The 18,179-nt window shown below is 71.1% G+C and carries 16 protein-coding genes; 9 read left to right on the plus strand and 7 right to left on the minus strand.

All coding sequences use genetic code 11. The features are described 5' to 3' along the window. Together IAI58_RS15875 and IAI58_RS15880 are read left to right on the plus strand one after the other, a co-directional pair. Positions 1 to 2,556 (plus strand): chemotaxis protein CheA, encoded by a 2,556-nt coding sequence (locus IAI58_RS15875; RefSeq protein ID WP_207444898.1) that lies wholly within the window; start codon positions 1 to 3, stop codon positions 2,554 to 2,556. 10 nt (positions 2,557 to 2,566) lie between these two features. Continuing rightward, positions 2,567 to 3,748, plus strand: a complete 1,182-nt coding sequence (locus IAI58_RS15880; protein WP_207444897.1) for a PP2C family protein-serine/threonine phosphatase — start codon at positions 2,567 to 2,569, stop codon at positions 3,746 to 3,748. Here the strand turns inward: IAI58_RS15880 and mntR are convergent. The 3 genes from mntR to IAI58_RS15895 all read right to left on the minus strand — a co-directional run bounded on the left by mntR (position 3,745) and on the right by IAI58_RS15895 (position 6,456). Continuing rightward, positions 3,745 to 4,209 (minus strand): manganese-binding transcriptional regulator MntR, encoded by a 465-nt coding sequence (gene mntR / locus IAI58_RS15885; protein ID WP_207444896.1) that lies wholly within the window; start codon positions 4,207 to 4,209, stop codon positions 3,745 to 3,747. The genes IAI58_RS15880 and mntR overlap by 4 nt on opposite strands. A 150-nt stretch (positions 4,210 to 4,359) precedes the next feature. After that, positions 4,360 to 5,337: a Bug family tripartite tricarboxylate transporter substrate binding protein gene (locus tag IAI58_RS15890; protein ID WP_207444895.1), complete on the minus strand. Its 978-nt coding sequence runs from the start codon at positions 5,335 to 5,337 to the stop codon at positions 4,360 to 4,362. 33 nt (positions 5,338 to 5,370) lie between these two features. Beyond that, the gene (locus IAI58_RS15895; RefSeq protein WP_207444894.1) at positions 5,371 to 6,456 is read right to left on the minus strand and encodes a 4-oxalomesaconate tautomerase; all 1,086 of its coding nucleotides are present in this window, start codon (positions 6,454 to 6,456) and stop codon (positions 5,371 to 5,373) included. Between the two features lie 104 nt (positions 6,457 to 6,560). Here IAI58_RS15895 and IAI58_RS15900 point away from each other — a divergent pair, with 104 nt between their 5' ends. Then, positions 6,561 to 7,454 (plus strand): LysR family transcriptional regulator, encoded by an 894-nt coding sequence (locus IAI58_RS15900; RefSeq protein ID WP_207444893.1) that lies wholly within the window; start codon positions 6,561 to 6,563, stop codon positions 7,452 to 7,454. Here IAI58_RS15900 and IAI58_RS15905 read toward each other — a convergent pair. Together IAI58_RS15905 and IAI58_RS15910 are read right to left on the minus strand one after the other, a co-directional pair. Then, positions 7,444 to 8,169, minus strand: a complete 726-nt coding sequence (locus IAI58_RS15905; protein ID WP_207444892.1) for a DUF72 domain-containing protein — start codon at positions 8,167 to 8,169, stop codon at positions 7,444 to 7,446. The two genes, IAI58_RS15900 and IAI58_RS15905, sit on opposite strands and share 11 nt — an antisense overlap. 17 nt (positions 8,170 to 8,186) lie before the next feature. Continuing rightward, a complete protein-coding gene (locus IAI58_RS15910) occupies positions 8,187 to 8,960 on the minus strand; it encodes a phosphatase PAP2 family protein (RefSeq protein WP_237182115.1) in 774 nt (257 codons plus the stop codon). Positions 8,961 to 9,116: 156 nt separating this feature from the next. On the opposite strand from IAI58_RS15910, the gene IAI58_RS15915 reads away from it, so the two are divergent. From IAI58_RS15915 to IAI58_RS15940, 6 genes are all read left to right on the plus strand, one after another. After that, positions 9,117 to 10,013, plus strand: a complete 897-nt coding sequence (locus IAI58_RS15915; protein WP_272877190.1) for a lipid kinase — start codon at positions 9,117 to 9,119, stop codon at positions 10,011 to 10,013. Positions 10,014 to 10,187: 174 nt separating this feature from the next. Further along, positions 10,188 to 11,804, plus strand: a complete 1,617-nt coding sequence (locus IAI58_RS15920) for an AMP-binding protein (protein ID WP_207444890.1) — start codon at positions 10,188 to 10,190, stop codon at positions 11,802 to 11,804. Positions 11,805 to 11,903: 99 nt separating this feature from the next. Next, on the plus strand, positions 11,904 to 13,229 hold the full coding sequence (locus IAI58_RS15925; protein WP_237182113.1) for an LLM class flavin-dependent oxidoreductase: 1,326 nt from the start codon (positions 11,904 to 11,906) through the stop codon (positions 13,227 to 13,229). 45 nt (positions 13,230 to 13,274) lie between these two features. Then, a complete protein-coding gene (locus IAI58_RS15930; RefSeq protein WP_237182873.1) occupies positions 13,275 to 14,090 on the plus strand; it encodes an ABC transporter permease in 816 nt (271 codons plus the stop codon). Then, positions 14,087 to 14,794 carry an ABC transporter ATP-binding protein gene (locus IAI58_RS15935; protein WP_207444889.1) on the plus strand — a complete coding sequence of 236 codons (708 nt, stop codon included), beginning with the start codon at positions 14,087 to 14,089 and terminating at the stop codon, positions 14,792 to 14,794. Before IAI58_RS15930 ends, IAI58_RS15935 begins: the two co-directional genes overlap by 4 nt. Before the next feature lie 43 nt (positions 14,795 to 14,837). Beyond that, positions 14,838 to 15,791 (plus strand): aliphatic sulfonate ABC transporter substrate-binding protein, encoded by a 954-nt coding sequence (locus IAI58_RS15940; RefSeq protein WP_207444888.1) that lies wholly within the window; start codon positions 14,838 to 14,840, stop codon positions 15,789 to 15,791. Here IAI58_RS15940 and IAI58_RS15945 read toward each other — a convergent pair. Together IAI58_RS15945 and IAI58_RS15950 are read right to left on the minus strand one after the other, a co-directional pair. Next, complete coding sequence (locus IAI58_RS15945) at positions 15,775 to 16,356, minus strand: class I SAM-dependent DNA methyltransferase (RefSeq protein ID WP_237182874.1); 582 nt, start codon at positions 16,354 to 16,356, stop codon at positions 15,775 to 15,777. The two genes, IAI58_RS15940 and IAI58_RS15945, sit on opposite strands and share 17 nt — an antisense overlap. A gap of 101 nt (positions 16,357 to 16,457) precedes the next feature. Beyond that, on the minus strand, positions 16,458 to 18,122 hold the full coding sequence (locus IAI58_RS15950; RefSeq protein WP_207444886.1) for an alpha-amylase family protein: 1,665 nt from the start codon (positions 18,120 to 18,122) through the stop codon (positions 16,458 to 16,460). Between the last annotated feature and the right edge of the window lie 57 nt (positions 18,123 to 18,179).

Consider the following 18,179-nt stretch of genomic DNA (forward strand, 5'->3'; position numbering starts at 1 on the left):
ATGTCGCTGGGCGGTGATCTCGAGGACGAGCTCTGGCAGGAATTCGGCGCGGAGAGCGAGGAGCATCTCGACACCGTCGAACGCCTGCTGGCCACACCGCCGGATGCGGCCGGTGTGGCCTCGCTGTTCCGTGCCTTCCATTCGTTGAAGGGCATGAGCTCGGCGCTGGGTGCCGCCGGCATGGCGCGCGTGGCGCATCGTTGCGAGGATCTGCTGGGGCTGGCGCGCCAGGGCAGGCTCGCCATGACGCGGCCGTTGATGGACGGGCTGCTGGCGGCGCTGGACGCGCTGCGCGGCCAGCGCGCCACGGTGCTGCGCGGCCGGGGCGACGCGCCGCCGCCACCCGGCCTGCTGCAACGGCTGGAAGGGCTGGAAGGCGGCCCGCCCGCCGCCCCGCCGCCCGCCCCACCGGCCTCCGCCGCGCCGGAAAGGCTGCCGGAACTCGCGCCTCTGGCGATGATGCTGCGGCTGGAGGCCGCCGGGCTGGCCGGCGCCGCCCTGGCCATGGCCGGCCCCTCGGCCGAGGCATCGGCGCTGGCCGGGGAAGCGGTGCGCCTGGGCCTGCAGCGCCTGGCCGCCACCCTGAAGGGCATCGGCACGGAGGACGCGCTGCCGCTGCTGGGCCGGCTGCGGCGGCAGTTGGATGCGCTGGCCGGGATCGCGGGGGAGGATGCGGGTGGCGCAGCGCTCTCCGCCGCCGCGCGGGGGAGCGGCGAGGCCATGCTGCCGCCCCGCCTCTCCGCCCTGGCGGGCCTGCTGGCGGAGGGTGGCGCGATAGCCCCGGCGGCCCGTGCCGCCGGCGAGGCCGCGGCGGCCCTGGGCCATGAGGCGCTGGAAGTCTGGATGCTGCTGGCCGAGGATCTGGCCGACCGCGCGCCCACCGACCCCGAGGCCGCCGACCGGCTGGCCGGCCTGGCCCCGGCGCTGGCGGCCCATCTCGAGCATGGCCTGCGGGAGGGCGGGACCGCGTGGCATGCCGTGCCCCCGCCGGCCGGCCCGGCGCCCGCCGCCGACGCGGTGCCGGAGGAGCTGGCGCATCTGTTGAGCACCGAGGGTCACCGTCGCGTGGAAGCCGCGCTGGCCGCCGGCCTCAACCTCTACCGTGCCCGGCTCGGCGTGCCCTCCCATGCCGGGGAGGAAGCGGCGGTGCAGGGCTGGCTGGAGCAGCAGCAGGCCGAGACCCTGACCAGCCGCACCCTGCTGGACACCGTGCCGCCGACGCTGGACATGCTCTTCCTGGCGCCGGCCGAGCCCGATGCCCTGGCCGCTGCCCGCGCCGCCTTCGATCCCGCCGGGCGGCTGCTGCTGGCCATGTCGCCGCTCCGCACCGCCACCGCCGCACCGGCCGGGGAGGGCGAGACCGCCACCCCCGCCAGCCTGCGCGTGCGGCAGGAGGCGGTCGATACCATCATCACCCTGGAGGCCGATCTGCACGCCGCCGTCCTGGCACTGGACGGGTTGCTGGAGCAGGAGGAAGGCGACGACCTGCCCGAGTTGCTGGCCAGCCTGTCCCGCCGCGCCGGGGGTGACGTGGCGCGGGAACTGGCGGCGCTCTCGGCCAGGCTCGGCCATGCCATGCCGCCGCGAGCCCGCGCGCGTTCCCGCCTCTCCCTGGCGCTGCGGCGGCTGGATGAAGCGGTGATGGAACTGCGCGTGGTGCCGATCGGCACCCTCTTCGCGCGCCTGCCGCGCATCGTCCGCAGCGTGGCGCAATCCTCCGGCAAGGATGTGGCGCTGGAGATGGAGGGCCAGGAGGTCCGCATCGACCGCGCGCTGGTGGAGTTGCTGGCGGACCCGCTGCTGCATCTGCTGCGGAACGCCGTGGATCATGGCGTCGAGCCGCCCGAGGCGCGGCTGGCCGCCGGCAAGCCCGCCCGCGCCACTTTGCGCGTGCGCGCCGAGCGCCGCACCGGGCAGGTGCGGGTGGAGATTTCCGACGATGGGCGTGGCATCGATCGCGAGGCGGTGCTGCGCGCGGCGCTCGCGCGCGGGCTGGTCGGCGCCGGGAAAGCGGCGGAGATGGACGATGCCGCCGCACGCCGCCTGCTCTTCCGCCCGGGCTTCTCGACGCGGGAGCGGGTGAGCGAGACCTCGGGGCGCGGCGTCGGCCTGGATGTGGTGCAGGAGGCGGTGCGCCGCGCCGGCGGCACGCTGGACCTGACCAGCACGCCCGGCCAGGGCACCTGCTTCACGCTGAACCTGCCGCTCTCCGCCTCCATGGCGGCGGTGCTGCTGGTGGAGGTGGCGGGCCATACCTATGCCTTGCCCGTCGCGCGGGTGGAGGCGGTGACGGATGCCACGGAGGATGCGCTGCCGCTGGCCGGCCTGCTGGGCCTGCCGCCCGGCGCCCCGGGCGTGACGGTGCTGCTGCGGCAGGCCACGGGCGGGCGGCTGGCGCTGGGCGTGGACCGGGTGCGGCAGCGCACCGAGCTGCTGCTGCGCCCCCTGCCGCCTGCCCTGGCCGCGCTGCCGGCGGTCGGTGGCGTCGGTGTCCTCGGCAATGGCGAGCCGGTGGTGATTCTGGAGCCGGACGGCATCGCCGTGCCGGAAGAATGAGGAGAGAAGCATGAGCGGCACGGCCGAGAGCGGCGTCGCCATCCTGGTGGTGGATGACAGCCCCTTCAACCGCCTGCTGCTGGGCAAGCGGCTGGCCGAGCTGGGCTATACCCGGATCACCACCGCGACCAACGGGCTGGAAGGCCTGGCCGCCATCGAGGCCGGGGCCTTCGACGTGGTGCTGCTGGATATCGAGATGCCGGAGCTGGACGGCATCGGCGTGCTGGAGCGGCTGCATGCCTCCGGCCGGCGGGAGCCGCCGGTCATCGTCATCTCCGCCCTGACGGAGATGAGCGCGATCGTCCGCTGCATCGAGCTGGGCGCCGAGGACTACCTGCCGAAATCCTTCGACCCGCCGCTGCTGCGCGCGCGCCTTTCGGCGGTGCTGGAGAAGAAGCGGCTGCGCGACTTGGCGGCCCAGCGCCTGCAACTGCTGGAGGCGGAGCTGGAAAGCGCGCGGCTGGCGCAGCTGGCGCTGGTGCCGCGCGATTTCGCGGCGCTGGAGGGCCACCGGCTGGCCCTGCATGCCGCCATGGTGCCGGCGCGGCAGGTCGGCGGCGATCTCTACGACGCCATGCGGCTGGATGATTCCACCCTGCTCTTCACCGTTGCCGATGTGGCCGGCAAGGGCGCGCCGGCAGGGCTGACCATGGCCCGCACCCTCGGGCTGATCCGCGCCGCCGCCCGGCTGCTGACGGCGCGGGACGGCGTGCCCGACCCGGCCGAGATCCTCTGCCTCGCCAATGACGACCTGTCGCACGAGAATGAGGAGGCGACCTTCGTGACCATCGCCCTGGGCGTGCTGGATATGCGGGAGGGCACCGGGCGCATCGCCGTGGCGGCGCACGAGGCCCCGCTGATCTACGCTGCCGGCCAGCCGCCGCGTCCCATGCCCGACCTGCCGCGCCAGCCGCCGCTGGGGGCGATGGAGGGCATCTCCTACCGCAGCCAGCCCTTCTCGCTCTCCCCCGGCCAGGGGCTGCTGCTCTATTCGGACGGCGTGACGGAGGCCGAGGACCCGGCCGAGGACTTCTTCGGCCGCGCGCGCCTGCTGGCGGAGCTGGAGGCGCTGACGGCACGGGAGGCGCGGCCGCGCGCGGTGGTGGAAGGCGTGTTCGATGCCGTCGCCCGCTTCGCCGGGGATGCGCCGCAGGCGGATGACATCACCGCTCTGGGGCTGCGCTTCGGCTAGGTTGCCCTGGCGCCGCGCAGGAAGGCCGCGAAGGCCTCCAGCGTGGTGTCGCTGACATGGTGCTCCAGCCCCTCGGCATCACTCTCCGCCACCTCGGGCGGCACGCCGACAGCCAGCAGCAGGTCCACCACCAGCCGGTGGCGCGCCCGGACCTTATCGGCCAGCGCATGGCCCTCGGCGGTCAGGAAGACGCCGCGGTAAGGCCGCGAATGCGCCAGCCCCAGCGCCTTCAGGCGGGAGATGCTCTTGATGGCCGTGGCATGGGAGACGCCGAGCCGGCGCGCGAGGTCGGTCGGCCGCGCCTCCCCATGCTCGCGCAGCAGGTCGTCGATCAGCTCGACATAATCCTCCAGCACGGCGGAAGCACGGCCAGCGCGCGCCATGGCATGGCGCGCGGCCTGTGTATCCTCTGCCGGGGGCTGGCAGGGATCGCTATCCTGATTGAGGGGCCGGCTGGTCATGGGGGCGGCAAGATGCCGCAGGGCGGCAGGTGGTGCAACCGCCACCCCCGCGCTCCAGCCCCGCTCTGGCTGAAAGGCGGGTCTGGCGCGGCCGATATCCCGCTGGCCACCGGGGCGAGGTCATGCCCCTCCCCGGCATATCCCGCTCTCTCAGTCCACGGCGATCCCGGCATCGGCCACCAGCTTGGCCCAGCGCGTGCGCTCCTGCGCCATGAACTGGCCGAAGGCCTCGCCGCCCATGCGGGAGGGCACGGCGCCTTCCTCCTGCAGCCGCTTCTCCACATCCGGCGTGGTCAGGCTGTCGGCGATGGCGGCTTCCAGGCGGCGGCGGATGGCCTCCGGCGTACCCTTCGGCGTCAGGATGCCGTACCAGGCGGAAGCGTGGTATCCGGGCACCCCGGCCTCGGCCACCGTGGGCACGTCCGGCAGGGCGGCGATGCGGCTCGCGCCCGTCACCGCCAGCGGCCGCACCAGCTCGCTCTGGATCAGCGAGACGACGGAAGGCAGCGTGGTCACCATGAAGGGGATATGCCCGGCCACCACGTCGTTCAGCGCCGGGCCGGCACCGCGGAAGGGCAGGTGCTGCGCCTCGATCCCGGCCATCTGGAACAGCAGCGCCGCCGCCAGATGGCTGGCCGAGCCGTTGGAGGCCGAGGCATAGCTGAGCTGGCCCTTCTGCTGGCGGGCTTCCTCCAGCAGATCCTTCAGGGTCTTCGCCTTGCTGCCGGGGCCGGCCACCGCCACCAGCGGCGCATCCGCCACCAGCGCCACGGGGTCCAACGTCTTCAGTGGATCGAACCGCATATTGGGGAAGAGCGACTGGTTGACCGTCATCGGGCCCTGGTTGCCCATCAGCAGCGTATAGCCATCCGGCTTGGCGGCCGCGACCTGGTCAGTGGCCAGGTTGCCGCCTGCGCCCGGCTTGTTCTCCACCACCACAGGCTGGCCCAGCACCGCCTGCAGCCGCGCTGCCAGCACGCGGGCGACGTTGTCGGTGCCGCCGCCCGGCGCATAGGCGATCAGCAGGCGGACCGGCCGGCTGGGCCAGGCTTCCTCGGCCCGCAGGGCGGAAGGCAGGGTGGCGAGCGGTGCTGCGGCCAGGATCTGCAGCAGGTGACGACGGTTCATTGGAGGCGTTTCCTTTGGTTTCTTGATGTGAGTCTATTCGGCGGCCAGCGGCGCGGCGGCCTGGGCGGCGGTCTGCGGCACCAGCAGATGGCCTTCGAAGATCCGGCGGGCCGTGCGCAGCACGCTGGCCCAGTGCACCACCTCCCCCTCCAGGGAGAGGCCGATGGCAAGCTGCCCGGCGGGATGCGCGATCCGCACCTCCTCGCCCTCGCCGGCGGCCAGCGGTGCCGCGACGGTACCGGGCAGCCGCGCCGCGATGGCCAGGGTGATGCCGCCCGTCACGGCCATGGCGCGATGCACGGCATGCGGCGTCAGGTAGCGTGCCGTCAGCGTCGCGCCGCCGCTGCCCGGCGCCAGCAGCGCCGGCTTCGGGATGACGCTGCCGGAGACATCGCCCAGGCCCATGCGCCGCCCGGCCTCCAGCCGCAGCGCCTCAATCCGCTCCAGCAGGCCGGCATCGGCCTCGATGGCCTCCGGCGGCAGGGTGGCATCCGTGCCGAGATCGGCCGCCGCCACCAGCATCATCGGCATGGCGCCGTCGATCAGCGTGACGCGGATGCCACCGATCTCCTCGCTCCGCTGGCCCGTGGGGAAAAGCGCCCCGGTCTTGCTGCCGGCGACCCGGCGGAAACGCAGGGAAATCGGGGCGGCGGTGCCGGGCACGCCGGGAATGGCCGCCGTGCCGTCATAGGTGACCTGCCGGCCCGGCGTCTGCACGACGGCATCGACCAGCGCGCCGGTGTTGCGGTTGCGGATCCGCACCAGCGTCTCGGGGTGGGAAGGCGTCACCAGGCCGGATTCGATGGCGAAGGGGCCAACGCCCGCCAGCATGTTCCCGCAATTGGGGCGGGTATCCACCAGCCCGCGCTCGACCGACACCTGGGCGAAAAGATACTCGACATCGACATCCGGCTCGGAAGACGGGCCGATGATGGCGACCTTGCTGGTGAGGCTGTTGCCGCCGCCGATGCCGTCGATCTGCAGTGGGTGCGGCGAGCCGAGTGCCGCCAGCAGCATGGCATCGCGCGCCTCGGGCTCGGCTGGCAGATGGGCGGCCAGGAAATAGGGACCGCGGCTGGTGCCACCGCGCATCAGGACGCAGGGGATGCGGATCTGCATGGTCGTTTCCAAGGTTCTTGCCTGTTGGGCCTCTTCTGCGCTGGATCACCACCTTACTGAAGTGCAAAGATCGGTAGAATTCTTGCGTTAGCTGAAAGAATGCCATGGCCATCGACCTCGACCAGCTCCGCACTTTCGTCGCCGTGGCCGAGGCGCAGAGCCTCACGCGCGCGACGGAGACGCTGCATCTTTCCCTGCCCGCCGTCTCCCGCCGCCTCTCGGCGCTGGAGGAGGAACTGGGCGTGGCGCTGCTGGCACGCTCCACCCGCCGCGTGGCGCTGACGCAGACGGGGCGGGAGTTCCTCCCCCGCGCGCGGCGGCTGCTGGACGAACTGGAGGAAAGCCTGCTGGGCATCCGGGAGACGGCGGCACGGCGGCGCGGGCTGGTGACCATCGCCTGCATCCCGACCGCCGCTTATTATTTCCTGCCTGCCACGCTGGCTGATTTCGCCCGCCGCTTTCCCAATGTGCGCGTGCGCGTCATGGATCTCTCGGCCGATGGGGTGACGGATGCGGTGGCCACGGGCGGCGTGGAATTCGGCATCGGCATGGAAGGCGCCGTGCATCCGGAGGTGGAATTCCGCCCGCTGCGGCGCGATCCCTTCGTGCTGGCCTGCCGCCGGGACCACCCGCTGGCCAGGAAGCGCGGCCTACGCTGGGAGGATCTGCAGAACGAGACGCTGGTGGGCGTCTCCCGCCGCTCCGGCAACCGGCTGATCCTGGACCGCGCGCTGCTGCCGCGCGGCATCCAGCCGAACTGGCGCTATGAGGCGGAGCACCTTTCCACCAGCCTGGGCCTGGTGGAAGCCGGCCTCGGCGTCGCCGTCGTGCCGCGCCTGGCGCTGCCGCGCGGCCCGCACCCCATCCTGGTGGCGCGTCCGCTGAGCGAACCCAGGATCGAGCGCGCGACCGGCGTCGTGCTGCGGCGCGGCGCGGAACCAGGGCCGGCGGCGCGCGCGCTGCTGGACCTACTGGAACGCCGCATGGTCAGCGTGTGACGGATCCCAGCAGGGAGAGCGCGTCGGCCCAGGCCGCGCCTTCCGCCGTGTTGTCGAAGATCACCCAGCTCTCGGCATCGGCTTCGCGCAGCAGCGCCGCCAGCCGCTCCAGCCGTTCCGGCGGATAGGCCGAGTAATACATGCGGGGCGAGCCGTGCAGGCGCCAGTAGCGCAGCCCCGGCCAGCCACCCGGCCGGCCGGCGCCGCGCGCGGGCTGTGGATCGGCGGCGACGCGGGGAATGCGATGCGCCACCAGCAGCGCCTCGGCCTCCACCGTGAACCAGCTGGGGTGGCGCGGCTCGCAGACCATTTGTCCATCGAAGAGCGCGCGGAAATTCTCCAGGAAGGAGCTGGCGATATCGGGCTGGAATGCAAGGCTGGGCGGCAGTTGCAGCAGCAGCGGGCCGAGCTTCGGGCCGAGATTCCCGGTCTCCTCCAGGAAGCGCGCCAGCACTTCCCCGGCACCCACGAGGCGCAGCACGTGGGTGATCTCCTTCGGCACCTTCACGGCGAAACGGAAATCATCCGGCACCGTCCCGGCCCAGCGCGCATAGGTCGCGGGACGATGCGGGCGGTAGAAGGAGGAATTGATCTCCACCGCCGGAAGCTGGCCAGCATAGCGCAGGAGATGGCTGCCCTCGGCCGGGAAATCGGCGGCCTGCGCGGCCGGTATGCTCCAGCCGGCGGTGCCGATGCGGATGGAATGGCATGGCATGGCGCTGGCCGTCGGCCCTAATGCCGCATCCGTCGGTTGCGCCGGAGCAGGAGGGCGCGCAGCGCCAGCCAGCATCCCATGGCCCAGGCGGCGCCCAGGCACCATCCCGCCAGCACATCCGTCGGCCAGTGCACGCCCAGATAGACGCGGCTGACCCCCACCAGCACCATCAGCCCGATGGCGGTGCCGAGGATATAGGCCTTGAGGCGGCGTCCCTCCGCCGCCCCCGCCAGCAGCGTGCCCAGCGTCAGGTAGCAGACGGCCGAGAGCATGGCATGGCCGCTGGGGAAGCTGGCCGTATGCACCTCCACCAGATGCGCGACGAGATCCGGGCGCGGGCGGGAGAAGCCGAGCTTCAGCAGGCTGTTCAACACCATGCCTCCGGCGAAGGAGAAGGCCAGCAGTCCCGCCGAGAGCCTCTTCCGCTCCAGCATCAGGTAGCCGAAGGCCAGCAGGCCGATCAGCCCGAGTACCGCGTGGCTGCCCAGCGAGGTGAAGTCGCGGAACATGATCTCGAGCCATTGCGGCCCGATCGGGTCCGCCAGATCGGCGGGGTTGCGCAGCGCCAGCAGCACCGCCTGGTCGAAGCCCTGGGTATCGCCCTCCCACACCTGGTCCGAGATCTGCGCGAAGGCGAAAAGCCCGCCGGCGCAGACGCAGACCGCCGCCAGCAGCACGAACTGCGCCCAGTTGAAATGCCGCCAGCGGAACTTCCGCATCCCGCCACCCTGGGGGTCAAGGAGCCAGCGGCGTGGCGCCCAGTGCCGCAGGCGCGAACCGAAGCTTTCCATCCGACCCGATCTCCCATCGTCCTGCCCAAGACGCAACAGCCCCGCATGGGGTTGCCGCATCCCGCAGGCCCTCCAGGCGTTTCGGTTCCGTGGCCAGCCCCGGCCAGCCTGGAGAGCCCGACCCTGACCCTCGCCCCGCTTCCCGACGCGCCCCTGCTGCCGGAGGCGCAGCCGCGCCGGATGCTGCTGCTTGTCAACCAGCAGGCCCGCAATGGCGGCACGGCGCTGAACGACGCGCTGAGCATCCTGCGCGGCCATGGGATCGAGGTGGTCGAGCACCCCTGCGCCCCCGGGGAGCGCGCCGCCGAGGTGATTCGCGCCCGGGCGGCGGAGGGGTTCTCCGCCGCGGTGCTGGGGGGCGGCGATGGCACGCTGAACGCCGCGGCCCCCGCCCTGCTGGAAACCGGGCTGCCCTTCGGCATCCTGCCGCTGGGCACGGCCAACGACCTGGCGCGCAGCCTGGGCATCGGGCCGGACCTCGCCTCCGCGGCACAGGTCATCGCGCAGGGAAACCTGCGCCGGCTTGACCTGGGCGAGGTGAATGGCAGGCTCTTCTTCAACGTCGCCAGCATCGGCTTCAGCGCCACCCTGGCGCAGGAGCTGCGGGCGGAGGCGAAGAAGCGCTGGGGCAAGCTGGGCTATGCCATCGCCGCCTTCCGCCTGTTGCGGAGGGTGCGGCCCTTCACCGCCTGGATCACGCAGGGCGGCCGGGTACGGAAGGTGCGCACCATCCAGATCTCCGTGGGCAATGGCCGGCACTATGGCGGCGGCCTGACGGTGGAAAGCGGGGCGGCGCCGGATGACGGCAAGCTGGATGTCTACAGCCTGGAGGTGGACCACTGGTGGCAGCTTCTGGCGCTGCTGCCGGACCTGCGGCGCGGCACCCACGGGCACTGGAAGGATGTGCGCGCCTTCTCCACCCTCTCCTGCGCCGTGACGACGCGCCGGCCGATGCCGGTCAATACGGATGGCGAACTGACCGTCACCACCCCCGCCATGTTCCGGCTGCTGCCGAAATGCGTCAGCGTCTTTGCCCCGGCGCCCGCGGCCTGAGCGGGTCGCCTGGAGGGGGGGCTGGCGCCCTCCACCCCCGGCATGACAGAATTTCCATCAGGCACGTCCCGGCGTGCCCCAAGGGAGGACAACAGGAATGCCGCTTCACATGCCGGGCCGTGCCCGGCCCCGCCACGCCCCGCTGCCCGCCCGCCTCCTGGGGGGAGAAGGCTGATGGGCACGCATGACGACGGCGCCCTGCCCCGCACTCCGGCCAATTACGTCCCGCTGACGCCCACGCTCTTCACCGAGCGCAGCGCCCAGGCCTTCCCGGACAGGGTGGCGGTGGTCCATGGCCGGCTGCGATGGACCTGGAAGCAGCACCGCGACCGTTGCGTGCGGCTGGCCTCGGCGCTGAACAGGCGTGGCATCGGCCGCGGCGATACCGTGGCGGTGCTGCTGCCCAATATTCCGGCCATGGTGGAATGCCATACCGGCGTGCCCATGTCGGGCGCCGTGCTGGGCGCCATCAACACCCGCCTGGATGCCGAGACGATCGCCTATATCCTCGACCACGGGGAAGCGAAGCTGGTGATCGCGGACCGCGAGCTGCTGCCGCTGCTGGAGCGCGCCCTGGCGCTCAGCAACAGCAAGCCGCCGGTGGTGGAGGTGAACGACCCCGAGGCCCCCTTCCCCCATACCCTGGGCGGCGAGGATTACGAGGCGCTGCTGGCCAGCGGTGACCCGGACTACCAGTGGCCGCTGCCGCCGGATGAATGGGATGCCATCGCCCTGAACTACACCTCCGGCACCACCGGCCGGCCGAAGGGCGTGGTCTATCATCACCGCGGCGCGCATCTCTCGGCGCTCGGGGATATCCTGGCCTGCCAGATGTCGGGACCGCCGACCTACCTCTGGACCCTGCCGATGTTCCATTGCAACGGCTGGTGCTTCCCCTGGGTCGTGGCGGCATTGTCCGGCACCAATGTCTGCCTGCGGGCCGTGCGCGGGCCGGCGATGTGGGAGGCCATCACCACGCATGGCGTGACGCATATGTGCGGCGCGCCCATCGTGCTCTCCACCCTGCTGGATACCCCGGACCGCCCCGCCCTGCCCGGCCCGCTGCGCTTCATGGTGGCCGGCGCCCCGCCGCCCGAGGCGGTGCTGGCCAAGGCGGCCGATGCCGGCATCACCGTGGTGCATATCTACGGGCTGACGGAATGCTACGGCCCCGCCGTGATCAACGAGTGGAAGCCCGAGGACGACGCGAAGGACGGCTCCGCCCGCGCCGCGCTGATGGCCCGCCAGGGCCTTCGCTACGTGACGCTGGAGGCGCTGGAGGTCTTTGGCCCCGACGATACCCCCGTCCCCGCCGACGGCATCACGATGGGCGAGGTGGCGATGCGCGGCAACATGGTCGCGAAAGGCTACCTGAAGGACCCCGCGGCGACGGAGAAGGCGCTGGCCGGCGGCTGGTTCCGCACCGGCGACCTCGGCGTGAAGCACCCGGATGGCTATGTCCAGGTGAAGGACCGCGCCAAGGACATCATCATCTCCGGCGGCGAGAACATCAGCAGCATCGAGGTGGAGGAGGCGCTGTACCGCCACCCCGCCGTGGCGGTGGCCGCCGTCATCGCCATGCCGGACGACAAATGGGGCGAGGTGCCCTGCGCCTTCGTCGAGCTGCGCCCGGATGCGGCAGCAACGGAGGAGGAGCTGATCGCCTTCGCCCGCACCCGGCTGGCCAGCTACAAGGTGCCGAAGCGGATCGTCTTCGGCGAGGTGCCCAAGACCTCCACCGGCAAGCTGCAGAAGGCGCGGCTGCGCGCCGGGCTGCGGGAGACGGCCTGACCCTGAGGCCGGGGGCCGACGCCCCCGGCCTGGCCCGGAGCCTTGCGCCGGCGCCGTTTCGGCCAAAGATCTCTCGCAACCGCGAAAGGATGCGAGTCGATGGCCGCGAGGCAGATGCATCTGGGCGCCTTCATGCGCCCCACCACCATCCATACCGGCGCCTGGCGCTATCCTGGCGCCTTCCCGGATGCCAATTTCAACTTCGCCCATCTGAAGCGCTTCGCGCAGACGCTGGAGCGTGGGCGCTGCGACGCCTTCTTCATGGCCGACCACCTGGCCCTTCTGAACATGCCGATGGAGGCGCTGAAGCGCAGCCATACCGTCACCTCCTTCGACCCGCTGACGCTGCTGCCGGCGCTTGCGGCGGTGACGGAGCATCTGGGGCTGATCGCCACCGCCTCCACCACCTTCAACGACCCCTATCACGTCGCCCGCAAATTCGCCTCGCTGGACCACCTCAGCGGCGGCCGGGCCGGCTGGAACATCGTCACCACCTCCAACCCCGATGCCGCGCTGAATTTCGGGCAGGAGGAGCATATGGAGCATGGCGAGCGCTACCGGCGCGGGCGCGAGTTCTACGAGGTCGTCACCGGCCTCTGGGACAGCTGGGCCGACGATGCCTTCCTCCGGGACCAGGAGAGCGGCCTCTTCTTCGACCCGGAGAAGCTGCATGTGCTCGACCACAGGGGCGAGCATTTCCGGGTACGCGGCCCGCTGAACGTGGCGCGGCCCATCCAGGGCTGGCCGGTGATCGTGCAGGCCGGCGCCTCGGAGGCCGGGCGGCAACTGGCGGCCGAGACGGCCGAGGTGATCTTCGCCGCCACGCCCACCCTGGAGGACGGCAGGGGCTTCTACCGCGACGTGAAGTCCCGCATGCCGGCGCTGGGGCGCGACCCCGGGCACCTGAAGATCCTGCCCGGCTGCTTCGTCGTGACCGGCGAGACGCTGGAGGAAGCCGAAGCGAAGCGCGCCCGGCTGGACAGCCTGGTCTATTACGAGAGCGGCCTCGGCTCCCTCTCCATCGCGCTGGGTCATGATGCCTCGGGCTTCGACCCTGATGCGCCACTGCCGGAGATCCCGCCCAGCAATGCCAGCAAGAGCAGCCGGGAGCGAGTGATCGCCCTGGCGCGGCGGGAGGGGCTGACGGTGCGGCAGCTGGCGCAGCGCGTCGGTGGCTATTCCGGGCTGGCGATGGTGGGCACGCCCGCGATGGTCGCCGACCAGATGCAGGAATGGCTGGAAGCCGAGGCCTGCGACGGCTTCAACATCATGTTCTCCCATGTCCCTGCCGGATTGGACGACTTCGTGGATCTGGTGGTGCCGGAATTGCAGCGGCGCGGCATCTTCCGCCGCGAATACGAGGGGCGGACGCTGCGCGAGAATCTGGGCCTGCCGCGCCCGGCCAACCGCTTCTTCCCATCCTGACCCCTGGCGCAGACAAAGACGGGCATCTGGTCTACCTGTCCGGCCGTGACCCCTCGCCCCGAGAGCGACATAGCGGCCGGAACCCCCGGGATCGCCACGCGCCGCCGCTGGGGCGGCTGGGCGCGGCTGGCCTCGCCCCTGGCGCTGCTGCTGCTCTGGCAGGTGGCCAGCGCCAGCGGCGTGCTGCCGGAGCACATCCTGGCCTCCCCCGCGCAGATCGCCGCGACGGGGTGGGAACTGGTGCGTTCGGGCGAGTTGCTGCGCGGCCTGCTCGTCTCCTTCCTGCGCGTGGCGGCCGGGTTCTCCATCGCGCTGGTGCTGGGGGTGGTGCTGGCGGTGGTGGCGGGCCTGTCCCGCATCGGCGAGCTGATGCTGGACCCGCCCTTGCAGATGCTGAAGGCCATGCCCTTCCTGGGCCTGCTGCCGCTCTTCATCCTCTGGTTCGGCATCGGCGAGGCGCCGAAGCTCGGGCTGGTCGCCATCGGCGCCATCTTCCCGATCTACCTGACCCTGCATGGTGGCATCCGCGGCGTGGACCCGAAGCTGGTGGAGGCCGGCCGCACCCTGGGCCTGACGCGGCTGGAGCGGGTGCGGCACATCATCCTTCCGGGCGCGCTGCCCTCGCTGCTGGTGGGGGTGCGCTACGGGCTCAGCATCGCCTGGCTCTCCCTGGTGGTGGGGGAGCAGATCAACGCCAGCAGCGGGCTGGGCGCGCTGATCACCAATGCACGGGATTTCCTGCAAACCGATGTGATCGTCGTCTGCCTCCTGGTCTATGCCGCCATGGGTCTGGCGACCGACGGGCTGGTGCGGCTGATCGAGGCGCGCAGCCTGCGCTGGCGCCCGGCGGCGGTGGCATGAGCGCGGTGGTGGAGGTCCGTGGCCTTACTCGCGCCTTCGGGCCGCGCGTGGTGCTGGACAGGCTGGACCTCTCCATCCGGCCGGGCGAATTCGTGGCGCTGCTGGGCCGCAGCGGCTCCGGCAAATCGACGCTGCTGCGGGTGCTGGCGGGGCTGGATGCCGTGCCGGCCGGAGTGGCGAGGCTGCCGGCGCGCCGCGCCGTGGTCTTCCAGGAGCCCCGCCTGCTACCCTGGAAGACGGTGGCCGGGAATGTCGCCCTGGGCCTGCGCGACGCGGGGGCCGAGGGGGCCGTGCGCGCGGCGCTGGCGGAGGTAGGGCTGGCGCGCCACGCCGATGCCTGGCCCCTCACCCTCTCGGGGGGCGAGGCGCAGCGCGCGGCCCTGGCCCGCGCCCTGGTGCGGCGGCCGGAGCTGCTGCTGCTGGACGAGCCTTTCGCGGCGCTCGACGCGCTGACCCGCATCCGCATGCATGCCCTGGTAGCCGATCTCTGGCGCCGCCACCGCCCCGCCATCCTGCTGGTGACGCATGATGTCTGGGAGGCCGTGCTGCTGGCCGACCGCGTGCTGGTGCTGGATGAGGGCCATATCATCCACCAGGCCGAGGTCGGCGCCCCACATCCCCGCCGCCGCGGCGACCCCGTGCTGGCCGCGCTGGAAGCCGCCCTGCTGGCACAGATCGGCGTCGCGCAGCCAGCCGGGGACTGAAGCCGTTCCACTCCCCATGCCCGAAAGCCGAGAGAGCCGATCCATGCACCGCCGCACCCTGGGCAAGCTCAGCGCCGCCCTGCTGTTCCCCAAGCCCTTCCTCTCCGCACGCGCCGCCGGAGGCGGGACGGTCCGCATCGGCTGGCTGCGCGCGCCCAACGACATCACCACCGGCCGCGCGCGCGGCACGCTGGAACAGGCGCTGGCGGCGCTGGGGGCCAAAGTGGAATGGGCCGGTCCCTTCCCCGCCGCCGCCCCGGCGCTGGAGGCGCTGAATGCCGGCAGCATCGATATCACCGCCGGCAGTTCGACCGCCTGCATCGCCGCCCTGGCGGCACGCATCCCCATGGTGATCTTCGCCTACCAGAAGATGTCGGCGGGGGCGGAGGGCATCCTGGTGAAGCAGGATTCCCCCATCCAGGGGCTGGCCGACCTGCGCGGGCGCAGCGTTGCCGTCAATCGCGGCGGCACGGGCGAATACCTGCTGATGCGCGCGCTGGAGAAGAACGGCATCGATGCCTCCGGCGTGAAGCGGGTCTATCTCAGCCCCAGCGACAGCGGCGCCGCCTTCAGGCAGGGCCATGTGGATGCCTGGGCCACCTGGGACCCTTTCATCGCCATCGGCCTGAAGAGCTATGGCGCGCGGGTGCTGGCGGATGGCGCCGCCATCGGCTCCGGCAATGCCGTCACGCTGATGGCCAGCCGCGACTTCGTGGAACAGAAGCAGCCGCTGCTGCAGGCCGTCTTCCAGACCTGCCTGGCCGAGAATGCCTGGGCCCGGCAGAACAAGGCCGAGGCCGGCAGGATCTGGACGGAGGCCATGAGCATCCCCGCCGGGCTGGCGCCCACGATCGGCGAGAACAACGCGGTGCCGACGCGGGGCGTGACCGATGCCGATATCGCGCAGATCGAACAGATCGCGGACTGGTACGTCTCCAGCAGGATCGTGCCGCGCCGGCCGGATATCGGCGCGGGCGTGGTCAAGCTGACGGCCTGAGCCGCAGCAGGTCCAGCCGGTAACGGTCTGTCCGCTCCTGCCGCAGCGCCCGCAATGTCGGTCCTGCCGCGGCCATGAAGCCTTCCACCGCAGCATCGCCGGAGAGGGGATATTCCGTGGTGCCGGTCCAATGCACCAGCAGCACCTCACCCTCCCGCGACAGGGCGCGCAGCGTCTGCGCCGCCACCCGCGCCAGGTCCTCCTCATCCAGGTAGTAGAGCAGCTCGGAAAACAGGATCAGGTCGTAGCGGCCACGCGGCCATTGCCGTGGTACCTCGCGTTGTTCCAGCGATACCTGCGGCAGGCCGGCGCAGGTGCGACGCGCGGCCGCCAGGGCCCTGGCGGACCCATCCAGCGCCAGCAGGTGGTCGCAGCGCGGCGCCAGCATCTGCGTCAGCACGCCGATCGAGCAGCCGATCTCCAGCACGCGGCCGTAGCGCGCACGCGGCAGGGAATCCAGCGTCGCCTGGTATTTGGCGGCCTCATAGGGGCTGCTGCGGAACCGCCAGGGGTCAGGGTCGGCGGCATAGAGCGCATCGAAATAGCTGGCCGGCAGAGATTGCATCGCGCGGCTCATGACATCTCCAGAAAGGCTGTACCGACAGTGCCTCCCCGGCGGCGGAGGGCACCATTCCCCTGCCGGAATCGCAGCGGCCAGGCCGGTCTCTAGATCTCGCTGCGGCGTAGCAGGTAGTCCAGGCCGCCGACGCGGAACCAGCGATAACCATACGGCTCCAGCAGGATGCTGTGCCTGCCATCCGGTCCCGGCCTGCTGTGGTCGTCGGACAGCAGGTTGACCAGCAGTCCGTCATGCTCGCCGGAGGCGCCGGGATCGATCGGCACCTCGCAGGCCTCGGCGCCGAGGTTATGTACCACCAGCACGGAATTCTCCCTCCAGTCGTAGCGCATGGCCAGCACGTCTGGACGTCCGGTGTCCAGCACCTCGAAATCCCCCCAGCCGATCTCGGGCACCTCCTTCCGCATGCGGATGATGCGCTCCATCCAGTTCAGCATCGATGCGGGGTCGCGGCGCTGGCGGGCGACATTGACATGCTCGAAGCCATAGGGACCGCTGGCGATGACGGGCTTGTGCGGCGCATCGCTCTTGGTGAAGCCGGCCTGTGGCTCGTCGGACCACTGCATGGGCGTGCGGGCGCATTCGCGCTCGGGCAGCGAGAGGTCGTCGCCCATGCCGATCTCGTCGCCATAGCGCAGCACCGGTGTGCCGGGCAGCGTCATCATCAGGCTATAGGCCAGTTCCAGCCGCCGCCGGTCGCCCTGCAGCATGGGCGCGAGGCGGCGGCGGATGCCGCGGTCATAGAGTTGCATCGACTTCTCCGGCCCAAAGGCCGCGAAGACGGCCTGCCGCTGTGCCTCGCTCAGCCGCCCCAGGTCCAGCTCGTCATGGTTGCGCAGGAACTGGCCCCACTGGCCGGTGGCCGGGCGCGGCTTGGTGGCCATCAGGGCCTTGGTCAGCGGCGCCGTATCGGCCACCGCCAGGGCGTAGAACAGCGACTGGTTCACCTGGAAGTTGAACATCATGTGCATCCGGTCGCCGTCGTCGCCGAAATACTTCATGTCGTCCTTCGGCAGGATATTCGCCTCCGCGAGGATGATGGCGTCGCCCTTCCGCCATTGCAGGAATTCGCGGAACATGCGGAGCATGCCGAACTGCTCGTCCGGCCTGGTCACCTCCGCGCCCTTGCGGGCGATGACGAAGGGCACCGCATCCATGCGGAAGCCGGAGACACCGAGTTGCAGCCAAAATCCCATGATCTTCAGGATCTCGGCCTGCACATGCGGGTTGGCGGTATTGAGGTCGGGCTGGAATTCGTAGAAGCGGTGGAAGAAGTATTTCTTCGCCACCGGGTCGCGTTTCCAGGTGGAATCCTGCACGCCGGGAAAGACGATGCCATCCCCCGCATTGGCGGGTTTCCTGTCGGCCCAGATATACCAGTCCCGGTATTTCGAGTCCGGGTCCCGCCGCGCTTCCTGGAACCAGGGATGCTGGTCCGAAGTATGGTTCACCACCAGGTCGATGATGACGCGGATGCCGCGTTGATGGCAGCCATGGGTGAACTCCACGAAATCGCCCAGCGTGCCGTAGCGCGGATCGACATTGTAATAGTCTGCGATGTCATAGCCGTTGTCGCGCCCCGGCGAGGGCTGGAAGGGCATCAGCCAGATGGTGGTGACGCCGAGGCCCTGGATGTAGTCCAGCCGCCGCGCCAGCCCCTCGAAATCGCCGACGCCGTCGCCGTTGGAATCCATGTAGGTCCCGACGGAGAGGCAGTAGACGACGGCGTTCTTGTACCAGAGATCCTTGATCATCCCGCCTCTCCCTGAGCCGGAACCCGCCCGGCACGGCCGCGTTCAATAAGTCCGCAC

This window comes from Roseomonas marmotae (assembly GCF_017654485.1).
GTDB classification, from domain to species: Bacteria; Pseudomonadota; Alphaproteobacteria; order Acetobacterales; family Acetobacteraceae; genus Pseudoroseomonas; species Pseudoroseomonas marmotae.